Genomic DNA, 15221 nt, shown 5'->3' with positions numbered 1-15221 from the left:
GGGTGTCAGCGGCCGGCGAGGGATCCGCCGATGCCGCCAACGCTGAAGTATTTGTTGAGGGCTGCAAACACAATGATCGGTGGCAGCATCATGACCACGGCAAGGGCCATGACACCAGACCAGTCGGTGTTGTTTTGCTGGAAGAAGGACTGTACGCCCATGGGGAGGGTGAAGATTTCGCTGGAGCGCAGGAACACGATGGCCACCAGGTAGTCGTTCCAGGCGAGCAGGAACGCGAAGATCGCGGTGGACAGGATGCCCGGGAGCGAGTTGCGCAGCACCACTTTGGTGAACGAACCAAACACCGAGCAGCCGTCAATCCAGGACGCTTCTTCCAGACTGATGGGGATGGAATCGAAGTACGCCGCCATCATCCAGGTGGCCACCGTCATGGTAGAGCCAACATAGATGATGGTCAGGCCCACCAGGTTGTCCACCAAGCCCATGGAGGCAAACAGGATGAACAGCGGCACCACCGAGGTGATGATCGGCAGTGACTGCATGACGAACAGCAGCAGCGAGTAGCCCGAGACGGCCTTGGACCGGCCGCGGGACAGGACGTAACCGGCAGGAGCAGCGACGGCCACTGACACGACGACGGTGGCCAGCGTGGTCAGGAGGCTGTTCTGCAGCCAGACCCCGGCGAGGGTGGTGGAGAAGACGCCGGTGATGTTTTCCAGGGTCAAGCCGGTGGTGGTGCTGTTGGGCCCTGGGGTCAGGGCCAGGATGATGGTGACGCCGATGGGGACCAGCACAATGGCGGTGATGATGAGGATGAAGACGAATCTCCACCACCGTCCGCGGTTGCCGGCATCGGAGACGACGCGGCGGGGCTTGCCGGTGTTGGTGACGCCGAGAGCGGGGCCAGATTCGGAGTGGGCGTGGAGGACAGTACTCATTATTCGACGCTCGACTTTCGGATCTGGCGGTACAGGATGACCGAGACGATCACCAAAGTGATGGTCATGAGGAAGGCGATGGCAACGCCGGGGCCGGTAGCGAAGTCCTGGAAGACGGTGCGGTAGGCAAGGACCACCAGGGAGGTGGTGGCATCCACGGGTCCGCCACCGGTGAGCAGGTAGATGGTGGGGAAGTCGTTGACGCAGAAGATGGTCATCAGGATCCACGAGATGTACGTGGAGCGGGCGATCAGCGGCAACGTGATCTGGCTGAACTGCTGCCAGCGGGTGGCGCCGTCCATGCTCGCTGCCTCATAGACGGTGCTGTCTACTGAGGCCAGGGCTGCCGAGGTCATCATCATCATGAAGGGAAACGAGACCCAGACCTTGAAGATCATCACCGTGATTGCGGCCAGGGTGGGGTCCGCAAGGAAGAGCGGGGTCCCCAGTCCGAGGTTGCGGAAGATGGCGGGGACCAGGCTGTCCGGGGTGGCAACCAGCCAGTTCCAGGCAGTGGAGGACACCACGATCGGGACAACCCACGGCAGGAGCAGCAGGACCTTGAAGGTGCCGCCCGCGGGGATCTTGGTCCGGAGTAGCAGGGCCAGGCCCAGGCCTGCCAGCCAGGACCCGAACACGCCCACAATGGTGAACAGCAGGGTGAACTGGGCTGCCTTCCAGAAGGCCGGGGAGGACAGCACCGCGGTGAAGTTCTCCAGGCCAACAAAGTTGCCGGTCTGGATCAGGTTGCCATCGTGGGTGGACTGGATGCCTGCGTAGATGAGCGGATAGCCGTTGATCAGGATCAGCAGCACAATCGAGGGGAGCAGGAGCCAGAAGAAAGTCCGGGACGCCTGCGATGAAAGTTTGCTCTTGCGGTTCAGGTTCAGGGTCCCGCCCCCGGACCCGCTGGGCGCAAGCCCCTTGCGGGCCCGGGCGAGGCCGGAGCTGGTTGTTGATGACATGACGGGAACGCTTACTTCTTCAGGACTGTTTTGAGGCCGGCTTCGAAGGCCTGCAGCGTGGTCTTGGCGTCTGTCTTGCCCGTGAGTACCGTCTGCGTGAGCTGGTTGAGGGCCTGGCCGCCGTCAAGGACGGCAAGGTCGGCACTGAGCGTGTTGCCCTGGGCGGCAAACGTCTTGCCGATCGGCTGGTACTCCTTGACGATCTTGACGTTGTTGGGATCGGCGGTGAACTCGGGCAGCTCGGTGATGGACTTGAACACGGGCAGCGCGTTCATGAGCTTCTGCTGCCACAGCTGGGAGAGCTGGCCCAGGTAGTAGGTCAGGAACTCTTCCGAGGCGGCCTGCGACGGGGTGTTGGTGTACATCATGATGTTGTTGGGGAAGATCAGCGCCGCCTTGTCACCGTGCGGGCCGGCCATGGGGCTGGCCACCATCAGGTCGCCCGAGGTGTCACCCACGCGTTCCGGAACGCCAAGGGTCAGCATGCCGAAGGCAGCCTTCTTGTCTTTCCACTGTGCGTTGAGGTTGTCAGTGGTGTAGCTGACGGCTGCGGGGTCCACCACGCCGTTGGAGACGAGTTCCAGCAGGAATTCGATCGCTTCGACGTTGCGGTCGTTCATGACATCCAGTTCACCCTCGGGGGTCCAGACGCCGCCGCCGTTGTTGAGCATCATCATGATCATCAGGTGGTTGCCGATGTTGTTGCCCGCACCGGAACCGGTAGCGAAGCCGACAGCGCCCATGGCCTTGAACTTCTTGCCGGCCTCCAGCAGCGACGGCCAGTCGGTGGGGACGTCCACGCCGGCCTGGTCGAAGAGCGACTTGCGGTACCAGAGCGGGCGGATGTCCAGCTGCCACGGCAGGGCCACGTAGCCCTTGTCCGACTTGAAGGGCTCCAGGACGCCGGGCAGGAAGTCATCAAACTGGCCGTTGGCCTTGAGGGCGTCAACCACCTTGTCGGCGTACGCAATCTGGCCCTGCTCCTCGAACTGGAAGGCCTGGAAACCGCCGCCGGTGGAGACAGCCGGGCCGGTCTTGGACGCAACGGCGGAGGAGAACGTCTGGTAGAAGTTGTTCCACTGGATCAGCTGGTAGGACGCCTTGGCGTTGTTCGCGCCGGCGAAGCCCTCAGTGATCTTGGTGGCCGCGGTGTTGTAGTTCGGGGCTGCCCAGGGCATGTCCCAGAACTTGATGGCGTTGCTCCCGCCACCTTGGGATGCTGAGCCGCCACCGCAGGCTGCAAGCAGCGGAACGGATGCTGCTGCGGCGGTGAGGCCGAGGAAGCCGCGGCGGGAAAAAGCCTTGCTGGCTGTGGACTGAACATTCATGATGATTCCTTTCGGGACCGGGAGCTCCGTGCTCCGGTCCAGCTCAACGTCGAGAGGGGCAGGTACTGAATGGACTAGCTGGGTACTGCGTGGTTACAGCGGGGATTACGAAACGCCGGAGAGAAGTTGTGTGAGTTGGGCGAACCGGTCCAGGTCCGGTGGGGTGGAGCGGGAGTCGAGGTGCTCCTTGAGTCGGCGCCACGTGGTGCGGTGCGCGGATTCGTACAGGGTGGGAAGGAGAACGGCGCCCTGCGGACCGGTGACCGTGACGGTGCCGGGCCACGCTGCCACCGGATCCGGCAGCGTGACGCTGACGCCGCCGTCGTCCGTGAGGACGCTGAGGGTGACGTGCGCGGGACGGGCAGCAGACACGATCCCCTGCAGCGCTACCGGCGCGCCGTTGCCGAAGCGGGCCGACGCCGAGTAGCCGTGCGCGCCGCGGTGGAGCAGCCGTAGGTCCGCCAGAGGCCCGGTGATCCGAACGACGGCGGCAACGTGGTCGGTCAGCAGCCGGTCGAGGTCGGTTCCCACCGGCGCCATGGCCACGCTGTCGATCAGGGCCAGCCGGCTGGCTGCCGAGCGGACAGCGTGCTCGGCGTGGCGGACGGCGGGATTGGCGGCCCAGCGCTGGTCGAGGACAATCGCCGATCCGGCGGCTCTGGCGGCCACCCGGAGGGCGGCGGTGTCTTCGGCTGCCGGGTTGACCACCACGACACCGCGGGCACCGGCGTCGACGGCCTGCTGCGCTGCGGTGGTCCAGCCTGCGGTGCCGGCGAGGACAATCACATCGGCTCCGGCAGCACCAGGGGTGAAGGACTCCGGAAGCGAGGCGACGGCTAGGGCGACCGCACCGGCTTCCTGAGCTGCCGGGGTGGCCTGGACTGAGTACTGCGCGCTCATACGGCGGCTCCTTCGGGAAGGGACGCGGCGGCCACGCTGGCTACCGTGGCGGCTGCGATGTCCAGGGCAAAGGTCAGGTCGTCGATCAGGGTCTGGGCTGAGGGAGCGGCCTTCGTTCCTGTTGCCAGCGCCGCCAGTTCCCGCCATTCGCCCTCGTAACCGTTGTGGTCGAACGGGCCATAGGTACTGGTTGCGGTGCCGCGGCTGAGTGTGGCCACCGCTGATCCGGCCTGAACGTAGGACGGGGTGAAATCGATGCGCAGGGCCTCGTCAGTGGAAATGGCCTCGAAGCTCCATTCCGGCTGCCAGGTGCTGTTCATGGCGGCCCGCAATTCAATGGAGCGGGTGGGGGTGCGCAGCGAGATGACGTAGCCGAACGGGCGGACGAACCGGGCGGACAGCACCTCAGCGCTGGCAAAGTCCGGGGTGAAGGCCCGCACCAGGGGGAGGTCGTGGATGGCAAGGCCCATCACTCCGCCGAGGAGGAAGTTCTTGATGACCTCTACATCTGCGTAGTCGGGGGTGCCGGTGGCGGGCCTGGTGATGATTTCGGTGGCGAAGTCCTCGAACCGGGCGTTGGGCGGCAGGACGATCGAGGAACGGATGGTGTGGGCGGTAGCCGGCAGTGTTCCCCAGTTGTCCTGGGCTGCAAGCCAGCCTGGATCGAAGGTGTGCATGGCGCCCACGATGATGGGTACGCCGGTTTCGAGGCTCACTGCGGAGATCTCGGCGGCTTCTGCAGCGTTCATGGCGAACGGCTTCTCGCACAGCACTGCCTTCTTGCCGGCGCGGCAGGCGGCGATGACCTGCTCGGCATGGAACTGGTGGGGGCTGCAGATCGCCACCACCTCAACGTCGGGGTCGGCCAGGAGTTCGTCGATGCTGGTGCTGTGGTTGGCTCCGACGCGGCCCGCCACCGAGGCGGCTACGGCAGGGTCCACGTCCATGATGTGGCGGACCGTGAGGATGTCGCCAAGTCTGGCGAGGGAGGGCAGGTGGATGGCCTGGGTGACCGGTCCTGCGCCGAGGATTCCGACGCCCAGGGGGCGGGGTGGGACCTCTGGATTGCTGGGCAAGTTCATTTACCTCTTCGTAAGGAGCCTGGTGTGATGTGCTTCACTCACAACTTAGAAGGACTTTTGACGAGCGTCAAGCAAAAGTTGATTAATTCCCGACAAACTTTCGTCAGATGACACGCATAAGCAGGTGTGCTATCACTGGAGCATGACAACCGCCACCGGAAACGACGCTGCCAGGGACGCCTCCGCACAGGAGCTCGGCAGTCTTTCCCGCGCCGGTGACCTCTTCCAGTTACTACGCGATGGCCAGGCCCGGACCCGAGCCGAACTCGCCCTGACTACCGGGCTTGCCCGATCCACCGTTGCTTCCCGCATCGACGCGCTCATGAGCTCGGGCCTGGTAGGCCCCGCCGGCGAGGCCAGCTCCAGTGGCGGCAGGCCGCCGTCGCGCTTTGCCTTCAACCCGGCAGCGCGGGTGGTCTTGGCGGTCGACGTCGGGGCCACGCACGTGATCGTGGCGGTCACGGACCTGGGCGGCACCGTCCTGGCCGAGCGCCGGTTCTCGCAGGAGGTGGCGGACGGGCCGGACATCGTGCTCCGACGCGTCATCAGCGCAGGCCGGGAGTTGCTGGCCGAAGCCGGCCGAAGCACCGAAGCGTTGGCGGGAATCGGGATCGGCCTGCCCGGGCCCGTGGAGCACGATACCGGTCGGCCCGTGAAGCCGCCCATCATGCCCGGCTGGGACGGGTTCGACGTGGTCCCGTACGTGCAGCGATCGCTGCCCGTGCCGGTGCTGGTGGACAACGACGTCAACATTATGGCCCTGGGGGAGCGGACGTCCTTCTGGCCCGAACACGAGAACTTCCTCTTCATCAAGGTGGCCACCGGCATCGGCGCTGGCATCATCAGCAGCGGCGACCTGCAGCGTGGCGCCAACGGCACTGCCGGGGACCTGGGCCACGTCCGCGTTCCCCGCGGCGACGACGTGCTGTGCCGTTGCGGCAATTACGGTTGCCTGGAGGCCCTCGCGTCAGGTCCCGCCGTCGCGCGCTTCCTGCAATCCCAGGGGCTGGCAGCAGCCTCGGGCGCCGATGTCCTGGCCCTGATCCGCGAGGGCAATCTGCAGGCCATCCAGGCCCTGCGCCAGGCCGGCCGCGACGTTGGTGATGTCCTCGCCACGGTGGTTAACCTGCTGAATCCGTCCATGATCGTCATCGGCGGCAGCGTGGGCGACGCCGGCGAGCACCTGGTGGCGGGCATCCGCGAGGTGGTGTACCGACGATCCCTGCCGCTGGCCACCACGCACCTGCGCATCGGCCTCTCGATGGCTGGCGACCGGGCCGCGATCCTCGGTGCCAGCCAGATGGTCACCCAACACGTGCTCTCGCCGGCCGTCATTGAAGCTACGCTCCAAGCCGTGGGGTAGCGGCCCAGCCGAGCGCACCTCCGTGCGGCGCCGGACAGGCACCTGCGGCGTGATACCAATAAAGGTGATGTTTTTGACCGCGAGTGACGCCACGTGAACCGTGTCTTTGGGGCCGCCATCCCCGCCAGTTGGATTCTGCTCGCCGGGATCGGGCTGCTGGCTCTGAACCAGCGCGGGCCGTTCGTGGCAGTGGCCCCCGTGGTGGACCTGCTGCAAGCGGACCTCAACTTTTCTCCTGTGCTCCTGGGCTTGCTCACCAGCATTCCCGTGCTCTGCTTCGCCCTTGCCGCCCCGCTGGCGTCCCTGGCTGCCCGTAAGTTTGGCGCCGAGTTCGCCGTCACTCTCACGCTTCTGGGTGTCTTGGTTGGGGTGCTGGTGCGTTCCTCGGGTGGCCCGGCGGCCGTGGTGATCGGAACGGTGATCATCGGGGTCGCAATCACCATCGGCAACATTGCGGCGCCACTGATCATTCGGCGAGACTTCTCGCCGGCCCGCCAAGGGACGGCCATGGGCATCTACACGGCCGCCTTGAACATCGGTTCGTTCCTGACGTCCGTGGTGACGGCACCGCTGGCTGCCGTGGCCGGTTGGCGGTTCGCGCTGGCCGCGGTGGCGTTACTTGCGGTCTTGGCTGTGGTGGCCTGGATCCTCGCTGTGGGGCCTCGCCGAGCACTCTTCGTTGCCGGCGAAGCACCAGCCGAGGCCACCCTGCCGGCGGTGAAGGGCGCCGGTTGGGTCACCGCCGGACTCACCGCAGGGTTCGGTGGCCAGGCCTTCTCCTACTACGGCGTCACAGCTTGGCTGCCCAGCTACCTGCACGACGAACTCGGCCTGTCCGCAGCTGCGGCTGGCGGCGGCTCCTCCATCTTCCAGATATTGGCGATCGTGGGCGGCTTGGGCGTTCCCTTTGCCGCCAAATATTTCAGTACGACGGCGGTGGCGATCACGTTGGGTGGGTTGTGGCTTACTGTCCCGCTGGGGCTACTTTTTTCGCCGCAGCTCTGGTGGCTATGGAGCGCCATGGGTGGGATCGCCCAGGGCGGCGGAATCACCATCATTTTCATCGCCATCATCCGGCTGGCGCGCAACCAAGCGGCAGCCGGGAAAATGTCCGCCACGGTCCAAGGGCTTGGCTACTGCCTTGGTGCCGCAGCCCCACCGATTGTGGGGTTCGTGCATGACCACTTCGATTCCTGGCAGCCTGCCCTGCTGGTGGTTCTAGGCTCCGTCTTGGTCTTTGCCGTCAGCACCACCCTCTCCGTGCGCCAGGTTCCCCGGCGGCGCTGAGCCGGGATCCCGCCGTCGTACCTTCACCCCGGATTAAACGGAACGTCCCACCCTCTCGGTGAGGATGGGACGTGGTTCCGTCGCCGCCCAGCGCTCCGGATTTCGGAGGTGCCTGTTGCGAAGGACGTGCTGGGCGGCGGACGGTTGCCTGGGGTGCGGACCCGGCGGGCCCGGCGTTTAGGCGGCGGCGAGTTCCTCCACCGTGGCGCGGATCCGGTCTTCCGTGAGGTAGCGGGCGTAGGCGGGCGTGGTCAGGAAGGACGGGAAATCGCGGGCCAGGGTGACTTCTTCGAAGATGTCACGGGAGTCTTCGAAGCGGTCGCCATCGAACCGTTCCAGCCGGGCGAACTCCTGGTCCAGGAGCTCCTGCACCCACTGGTGGGTGACGATTTCACCCTGGTCGGTAATGGCGGAGGCAAACATCCACTGCCACAGCTGCGAGCGGGAGATTTCCGCGGTGGCTGCGTCCTCCATCAGGTTGTGGATGGCTACCGCACCGTTGCCGCGCAGCCAGGACTCGATGTAGCGGATGCCCACCTCGATGTTGTTCCGGATGCCCTGCTCGGTGATGGTTCCCTCGGTGGCCGCCACGTTGATGAGCGCACGATCGTCCGGGGTGACATCCTCGCGGGTCCGGTCCAGCTGGTTCTTCCGGTCGCCGAGAACGCCGTCAAACACCTCACGGCACACCGGCACGAGGTCCGGGTGGGCCACCCAGGAACCATCGAAGCCGTCATTGGCCTCACGGGTCTTGTCTGCACGGACTTTCTCGAACGCGTTGGCGTTAGCTGCCTCGTCCTTGCGGTTGGGGACGGCGGCGGCCATGCCACCAATGGCCATGGCGCCCCGTTTGTGGCAGGCGCGCACCAGTTGCTCGGTGTAGGCCCGCATGAACGGCTGCGTCATGCTCACCTGGGAGCGATCCGGCAGGACGAACCGGGGGCCGCGGGTCCGGAAGTTCTTGATTAGCGAGAAGATGTAGTCCCAGCGGCCTGCGTTCAGGCCGGCGGCGTGGTCGCGGAGTTCGTAGAGGATCTCCTCCATTTCGAAGGCTGCCGTGATGGTTTCGATCAACACGGTGGCGCGGATGGTGCCCTGCGGGATACCCAGCAGGTCCTGCGCCTGGATGAAGATGTCATTCCAGAGCCGGGCCTCAAGGTGGTTCTCGATCTTGGGCAGGTAAAAGTACGGGCCCTTGCCCTGGGCCAGCAGGCGGCGGGCGTTGTGGAAGAAGAACAAGCCAAAGTCCACGATGCCGCCGGCCACGGGTGTGCCGTCGATCAGGAGGTGCTTCTCCGGCAGGTGCCAGCCGCGGGGTCGAACCACCATGGTGGGCAGTTCAGCGGCGGGGCGGAGCTTGTATTCCTTGCCCTCGTCGGTGGTGAAGTCGATCCGGCGTTCCAGGGCGTCCGTGAGGTTGACCTGGCCCTTGATGACGTTGCGCCAGGTGGGGGTGGAGGAGTCCTCCATGTCCGCAAGCCAGACCTTTGCGCCGGAGTTCAACGCATTGACGGTCATTTTCTTGTCCACGGGTCCGGTGATTTCCACCCGCCGGTCTTCCAAGCCAGGTGCTGGCGGTGCTACGCGCCAGGAAAGGTCGTTCCGGATGTCTTCGGTACTGCGCAGGAAGCGTGGGTCCTGGCCGGCAGCGATCTCAGCCCGGCGCAGCCGACGTGCGCTGAGCAGCTCCTGGCGACGATCCGCCGTCGAACGGTGCAGCGCGGCGATGAAGTCGAGGGCCTCCGGGGTGAGGACCTCGTCCTGCCGGCAGATGGGTTGTGCGGTCAGGGTGATGCCATGAGGGGTGGGCTGGGTGGTTTGGGTGGTTCCGTGGGTGTTCATGGGAGGTTCTCCTGTGGCTCTTCCCAACTAGGTAGCGCTAAGTGCAGTTTTGAGGGGTCAAAACTGCACTTCGCGCTACCTAGATGAGGGATGGGGAATGCTTAGTGGAACTGGCCTTCTTCGGTGGATCCCACCAGTGCCAGAGTGGAGGCGTTCGGGTTGAGCGCAGTGGCGATGTCATCGAAGTAGCCGGTACCGACTTCGCGTTGGTGCTTGGTTGCGGTGTAGCCGCGGGACTCTGAGGCGAATTCCTTCTCCTGGAGTTCGACGTAGGCGCTCATGCCTTCACGGGCGTAACCGTGGGCGAGATCGAACATCGAGTAGTTCAGGGCGTGGAAGCCGGCGAGGGTGATGAACTGGAAGGTGAAGCCCATGGCGCCGAGTTCGCGCTGGAACTTGGCGATGGTGGCGTCGTCCAGGTGCTTGCGCCAGTTGAAGGACGGCGAGCAGTTGTAGGAAAGCATCTGGTCGGGGAAGTCGGCTTTGACGGCTTCGGCGAACTTGCGGGCAAGCTCCAGGTCAGGGGTGCCGGTCTCCATCCAGATGAGGTCGGAGTACGGTGCGTAGGCTTTGGCGCGGGCGATGCAGGGTTCGATGCCGTTGCGGACCTTGTAGAAGCCTTCCGGGGTGCGTTCGCCGGTGACGAATTCCTGGTCGCGGGGATCGACGTCAGAGGTGATCAGGGTAGCCGCTTCCGCGTCGGTCCGGGCAATCACTACGGTAGGGGTGCCGGCAACGTCCGCTGCCAGGCGGGCTGCGTTCAGGGTCCGGACGTGCTGCTGGGTGGGGATCAGGACCTTGCCGCCCAGGTGTCCGCACTTCTTCTCTGAGGCGAGCTGGTCTTCCCAGTGCACGCCTGACGCGCCGGCCTGGATCATGGACTTCATCAGCTCGTAGGCGTTCAGCGGGCCGCCGAAACCGGCTTCGGCGTCGGCAACGATCGGCACCAGCCAATCTTCGACCGTCTGGACGCCCTCGGAGAACTCGATCTGGTCGGCGCGGAGCAGGGCGTTGTTGATGCGGCGGACAACCGTGGGAACCGAGTTGGCCGGGTACAGCGACTGGTCCGGGTAGGTGTGGCCGGAGTTGTTGGCGTCTGCCGCAACCTGCCAGCCCGAAAGGTAGATGGCGCGGAGCCCGGCCTTGACCTGCTGCACGGCCTGGTTGCCGGTGAGTGCCCCCAGTGCGTTGGTGTAACCGCCCGTCTTTTGCTCTTCAGTGAGCTGCTTCCACAGTTTTTCGGAACCGCGGCGTGCCAGGGTCTGCTCTTCGGTGACACGGCCGCGCAGTTTGACGACGTCGGCGGCCGAGTAATCGCGGGTCACACCTTCCCAACGGGGATTGGCTGCCCACTCAAGTTCCAGGGCGGTTGCCTGCTCTTCGGGCGTCTGCTGGGTGGGCTCAAATGCTGCAGTCATCATTGTCTCCTGGGTAGTTCGCTGTCTCCTGCCAGCTGGGCCGCGTCTTCGCGTCTCAGTAGCTGGTTCGGCGGTGCATCTCTTTCCGTAAGAATTACTTTTCCGTACTTTCAACCCCGCGAATAGAAGAAACATGTGGAAAGAAATGCACTTCTTCGCGTAATCTGCATAAATGCAACCTACAAGTTGGAGCCGCAACGACGCGGCCCCCACCACAACACCGGCAACCCCCGCTTTGGACGTCATCAGCCTGGGGCGCAGGCTCCGTCACCTGCGCAAGGCAGCGGGCATGACCCTGGACGATCTGAGCGCCGCCGTGGGCACCGCGCCAAGCCAGCTCAGCCTGATCGAGAACGGCAAGCGAGAGCCTCGCTTGGGCCTGCTTCAACAGCTGGCGGCGGCAGTGGGTGTGGGGGTTGAGCAGCTGCTGGGCGCCGAACCGCCCAGCCGGCGGGCAGCCCTGGAAATCGAGCTGGAGCGGTACCAGCGCGGACCCCTCTACGAATCCCTGAACCTCCCCAGAATCCGGATCAGCTCGCGGCTTCCGCTGGATGTCCTGGAAGCCCAGGTGGGATTGCTGCACGAGCTGGAGCGCAAGCTCAATGAACAGGTGGCCACCCCGGAAGAGGCCAGGCGGGCCAACGTGAGCCTGCGCGCCATGATGCGGGAGCGGGGTAACTACTTCCCGGAGTACGAGGCCGAGGCACAGAAGGTGCTGGCCGGCGTCGGCTATACCGGCGGTCCGCTGTCTCAACACGTGATTGCGGACATCGCGGAAAACCTCGGTTTCACGCTCCACCATGTGGGCGATTTGCCGCACTCAACCCGCTCCGTCACCGACCTGAAGAACCACAGAATTTACCTGACGCAGAGCCAGCGGCAGGATCACGATCCGCGGTCGGTGCTGCTGCAGGCGCTGGGGCACTACGTCCTGGGGCACGAGACGCCGCGAAGCTACGGGGATTTCCTGTCGCAGCGGGTGGCCACCAACTATTTCGCAGCGGCCCTGCTCCTCCCGGAACAGGCGACTGTCGACTTTCTCCGTAAGGCCAAAGACGCCAAGGAAATTGCCGTGGAGGACATCCGGGATGCCTTTGCCGTGTCCTACGAGACCGCTGCCCACCGCTTCACCAACCTGGCGACGCAGCACCTGGGGATCACCACTCACTTCCAGAAGACGCACCAGAGCGGCATCATCTATAAGGCCTACGAGAACGACGGCGTGACGTTCCCGCAGGATCACACCGGCGCCATTGAGGGCCAGCCGTCGTGCAAGGCCTGGACGTCACGCGCCGTGTTCGACGTGCCGGACAAGTTCAGCGCCTACAGCCAGTACACCGATACGCCTTCTGGAACGTACTGGTGTACTGCTCGGACGGAACGCTCAGCCAACGGCGAATTTTCGCTGTCCATCGGGGTGCCCTACCAGCACGTCAAATGGTTCCGTGGCCGGGAAACCACGGCGCGGGAAAAGTCCCTTTGCCCCGACCCGAATTGTTGCAAGCGGCCACCCGTGGCGTTGGCCTCCGAGTGGGCAGGCAACGCATGGCCCTCGGCGCGGGCTCACTCACACCTGCTGGCTGCCATGCCGCCAGGGGCATTCCCGGGCGTGGATGAAACCGAGGTGTACACGTTCCTGCAGTCGCACTCGGGGAGCTGAGTGGGCTCTCAGCTTGCCGCGGTCATCGGTTGGCCTGTTCTCCAAGCTGATGGTCTGTCGGATCCATTGCCATGCGGAATCCGCCGGTCAGAATCGACATGGTGCCCACCGAGAACAGGACGCGCGTTACTTGCCAGCCGAATATCCCGCCGCCGAGGTGTCGTCGTCTCGTGGGCCGACGTCCAACGTCATGGTGACGGCAATCGGCCGACGAGAAATCCCTCATGTAACCGAGGCTACTCTGGCCGTCCAGTCAAGAGGTCCCTTTTGTGAAGCGTGAGAGCATCAGTGAATGACCGACAGTACTTCGCCTAAACTGCCGCCCCTCTTCGAATCCCTCACCTGGCTTACCCCGCTTTCCGAGGAACGCGCTGAGCATCTTGTAACGTTCTTGTCCGACCCGGCGCCGACTGAGGTTCTGGACATGGGGTGCGGATGGGGTGAACTACTACTTCGGGCTTTGGCGTCGGCTCCGCAGGCTCGGGGACGCGGAGTGGACAGTGCTTCCGTCTTCATCGACCGTGCGAAGCAACAAGCGTTGAAGCGTTGGCTACTCGACAGGGCGACCTTTGATTTGATGCCTGGACTCGAGGCCCAAGACCGCCCCTCAGACGCTGTCATCTGCATCGGCGCGAGCCAGATCTGGGGGCCGCCGGTGGAGGCCGCGCAGCCGCTCGACTACGCCGCAGCCCTGCGCGCCCTTCGTGCGCTGGTGCTTCCCGGCGGCAGACTCGTCTACGGCGAAGCGATCTGGTCAGCAGCACCTCATCCGGCGGCCACCGCCCCACTGGCTGGACGCGATGATGAATACCTCACCCACGATGCTTTGCGGGAGCAGATCCGCGCAGCTGGGTTCGAGGTGGTAGACGATGACCAGGCAAGCCTTCAGGAGTGGGACGTTTTCGAGGCCGGGTACCGCGACAGGTTTACCCGCTGGCTCGCTGCACATGATGCCGACCACCCCGCCGCAGAGCAGGTCCGTCGGCAATATGAGGAACAACGCGCTGCCTACGAAGAGGGCTACCGAGGCGTACTCGGGATGGCGTATTTCTGCCTGAGGGGGTAGCCGATCACCACCGCGCTTCTGCTCCCTCGGAGAGAACGAGCTCATCTGGTAGCCATTCGCTACCGCCCACATGACCGGCTCTCAGCGGACAACGGCGGATATTGCGGCGTGGGCCCGCTTCCCGGTGTCGTGGCGCGTTTCAACGTCGAGGACGTCAAAGCCGGCCTCGTTCAGAAGGCGCTCCATCTGCTCAACGGACCAGTAGTACGCAGTTGTAACCGCATGTGGGAAGGGGGTGCGCGGCAAACCGTCGAAGAATCCGATGAGTAGGTGTCCTCCGGGGACAAGAATGCGAGCAAATTCGCGGAGAGCCAGGGGAACGTCATCTGGGGAAATGTGAATCAAGGAATACCATGCCAGCACGCCGCTCGCGATTCTGTCTGCGGACTCCATGGCGATGAAGGATCCCAGTCGAAAGGGCACCTCTGGGAAGCGTCGGCGGGCGTCATTGATGAATTCAGGGACCAGATCGATCCCTTCTATCGTTGCGCCTTGTCCGTGAAGGTAGCTGGTCCAATGGCCGGGCCCGCAGCCGGCATCGATGATTTGGCCGTTGATGCTTGCTGACCACCGTGCAATCAGTTGCTGATCAAGCTCGTGCATGTCTTCCACGGAACCAAGAATCCGAATGTACTCAGCTGCTCGGGCCCGGTAGGCGGTGCGAGTAGATTCATCTCCCATGTGAACGAGCGTAGTCCGCCGCGGCGAGCAGTGCAGTTGTCTTGGCGGTCTAGGATGCAGCTAAAGCAGTCCGCCGAGATCTACACCCACGAAGAGGAGCGGCGTTCATGCGCGAAGTCCGCCATGCAAAGCGCGTCTCTGTCATCGCCGGTGGAGCGACAGTGCTGGCCGCAAGCCTTGGTTTGTGGCGGGCCGCTGTGCTTGGTGGCTTTGGTTCTCAATCAACCCGAGCTCCGTGATCCTGGCTCACCGCCCATCTGGATGCTGGCACTGGTACTCGGGTCAACAGTATTGTCCGTGCAGCCGGCCGATAGGGCTCGGCTCCTGGAGATCCCGCGGCTTGGCTCAGTCAGCTTTCCGGACTGGGTACGGTCTATGGAATTCGGCTTGAGCACCCTGGTGCTCGCGATTCTCTTCATGACGACCTATTTCATTTCACCGTTCCGGAATGATGTTCTGACGCCTGTGATTGCGGTGCTGGCACTGGTGTACGTGTCGCTATCCATCTGGCGCATCGTGGAAAAGTACCAGGTGTCCAAGGCAGGGCCGAGCCTGTCCCAGATGCAGATCATCTGGCTGCGTGCCATTCACGTGAACCAAGGACATGAAGCCGCGATCAAGGAATTGCGGTCCATAAATCCCAAGATGGGCACGACTCAGGCTGAAAGAGTCGTAGAAAATCTCTACCGGGCTGAGGACGAACGCTAACGTCGACTGGACCTCCGTTCCC

At 64.2% G+C, this 15221-nt stretch carries 13 protein-coding genes; 5 read left to right on the top strand and 8 right to left on the bottom strand.

Features of this window, described 5'->3' with window-relative positions; translation table 11 throughout:
* Window positions 1-5 precede the first annotated feature (5 nt).
* From PSET11_RS04455 to PSET11_RS04435, 5 genes are all read right to left on the bottom strand, one after another.
* Complete coding sequence (locus tag PSET11_RS04455; protein ID WP_124090910.1) at window positions 6-899, bottom strand: carbohydrate ABC transporter permease; 894 nt, start codon at window positions 897-899, stop codon at window positions 6-8.
* Window positions 899-1864: a carbohydrate ABC transporter permease gene (locus PSET11_RS04450; RefSeq protein ID WP_124090909.1), complete on the bottom strand. Its 966-nt coding sequence runs from the start codon at window positions 1862-1864 to the stop codon at window positions 899-901. The genes PSET11_RS04455 and PSET11_RS04450 overlap by 1 nt, the downstream gene beginning before the upstream one ends.
* A gap of 11 nt (window positions 1865-1875) precedes the next feature.
* A complete protein-coding gene (locus PSET11_RS04445) occupies window positions 1876-3192 on the bottom strand; it encodes an ABC transporter substrate-binding protein (RefSeq protein WP_124090908.1) in 1317 nt (438 codons plus the stop codon).
* Window positions 3193-3297: 105 nt separating this feature from the next.
* A complete protein-coding gene (locus PSET11_RS04440) occupies window positions 3298-4092 on the bottom strand; it encodes a hypothetical protein (protein ID WP_124090907.1) in 795 nt (264 codons plus the stop codon).
* The gene (locus PSET11_RS04435; protein ID WP_124090906.1) at window positions 4089-5174 is read right to left on the bottom strand and encodes a Gfo/Idh/MocA family protein; all 1086 of its coding nucleotides are present in this window, start codon (window positions 5172-5174) and stop codon (window positions 4089-4091) included. The genes PSET11_RS04440 and PSET11_RS04435 overlap by 4 nt, the downstream gene beginning before the upstream one ends.
* Window positions 5175-5316: 142 nt before the next feature.
* Here PSET11_RS04435 and PSET11_RS04430 point away from each other — a divergent pair, with 142 nt between their 5' ends.
* A complete protein-coding gene (locus PSET11_RS04430) occupies window positions 5317-6537 on the top strand; it encodes an ROK family transcriptional regulator (protein WP_124090905.1) in 1221 nt (406 codons plus the stop codon).
* 93 nt (window positions 6538-6630) lie between these two features.
* Window positions 6631-7824 carry an MFS transporter gene (locus PSET11_RS04425; RefSeq protein WP_124090904.1) on the top strand — a complete coding sequence of 398 codons (1194 nt, stop codon included), beginning with the start codon at window positions 6631-6633 and terminating at the stop codon, window positions 7822-7824.
* Between the two features lie 177 nt (window positions 7825-8001).
* Here PSET11_RS04425 and aceB read toward each other — a convergent pair whose 3' ends face one another.
* Together aceB and aceA are read right to left on the bottom strand one after the other, a co-directional pair.
* Window positions 8002-9666 carry a malate synthase A gene (gene aceB, locus PSET11_RS04420; protein WP_124090903.1) on the bottom strand — a complete coding sequence of 555 codons (1665 nt, stop codon included), beginning with the start codon at window positions 9664-9666 and terminating at the stop codon, window positions 8002-8004.
* Between the two features lie 101 nt (window positions 9667-9767).
* Entirely contained in the window at window positions 9768-11084 is a 1317-nt protein-coding gene (gene aceA / locus PSET11_RS04415) for an isocitrate lyase (protein ID WP_124090902.1), read from the bottom strand.
* 172 nt (window positions 11085-11256) lie between these two features.
* Here aceA and PSET11_RS04410 point away from each other — a divergent pair, with 172 nt between their 5' ends.
* Both PSET11_RS04410 and PSET11_RS04405 read left to right on the top strand, forming a co-directional pair.
* Window positions 11257-12744 (top strand): helix-turn-helix transcriptional regulator, encoded by a 1488-nt coding sequence (locus tag PSET11_RS04410; RefSeq protein ID WP_124090901.1) that lies wholly within the window; start codon window positions 11257-11259, stop codon window positions 12742-12744.
* 292 nt (window positions 12745-13036) lie between these two features.
* Window positions 13037-13810 (top strand): SAM-dependent methyltransferase, encoded by a 774-nt coding sequence (locus PSET11_RS04405; RefSeq protein ID WP_124090900.1) that lies wholly within the window; start codon window positions 13037-13039, stop codon window positions 13808-13810.
* An 81-nt stretch (window positions 13811-13891) separates the two neighbouring features.
* On the opposite strand, the gene PSET11_RS04400 is transcribed toward PSET11_RS04405, so the two are convergent.
* Window positions 13892-14413, bottom strand: coding sequence for a class I SAM-dependent methyltransferase (locus tag PSET11_RS04400; protein WP_238989027.1), 522 nt, complete (start codon window positions 14411-14413; stop codon window positions 13892-13894).
* A 465-nt stretch (window positions 14414-14878) separates the two neighbouring features.
* On the opposite strand from PSET11_RS04400, the gene PSET11_RS16620 reads away from it, so the two are divergent.
* The gene (locus tag PSET11_RS16620; protein WP_160118961.1) at window positions 14879-15199 is read left to right on the top strand and encodes a hypothetical protein; all 321 of its coding nucleotides are present in this window, start codon (window positions 14879-14881) and stop codon (window positions 15197-15199) included.
* The last annotated feature ends 22 nt before the right edge of the window (window positions 15200-15221 follow it).

Origin of the sequence: Arthrobacter ulcerisalmonis (assembly GCF_900609065.1) — a bacterium.
GTDB classification, from domain to species: Bacteria; Actinomycetota; Actinomycetes; order Actinomycetales; family Micrococcaceae; genus Arthrobacter; species Arthrobacter ulcerisalmonis.
Note: the sequence above shows the minus strand (reverse complement) of the source record. Positions and strands in the feature narration are given on the sequence as shown.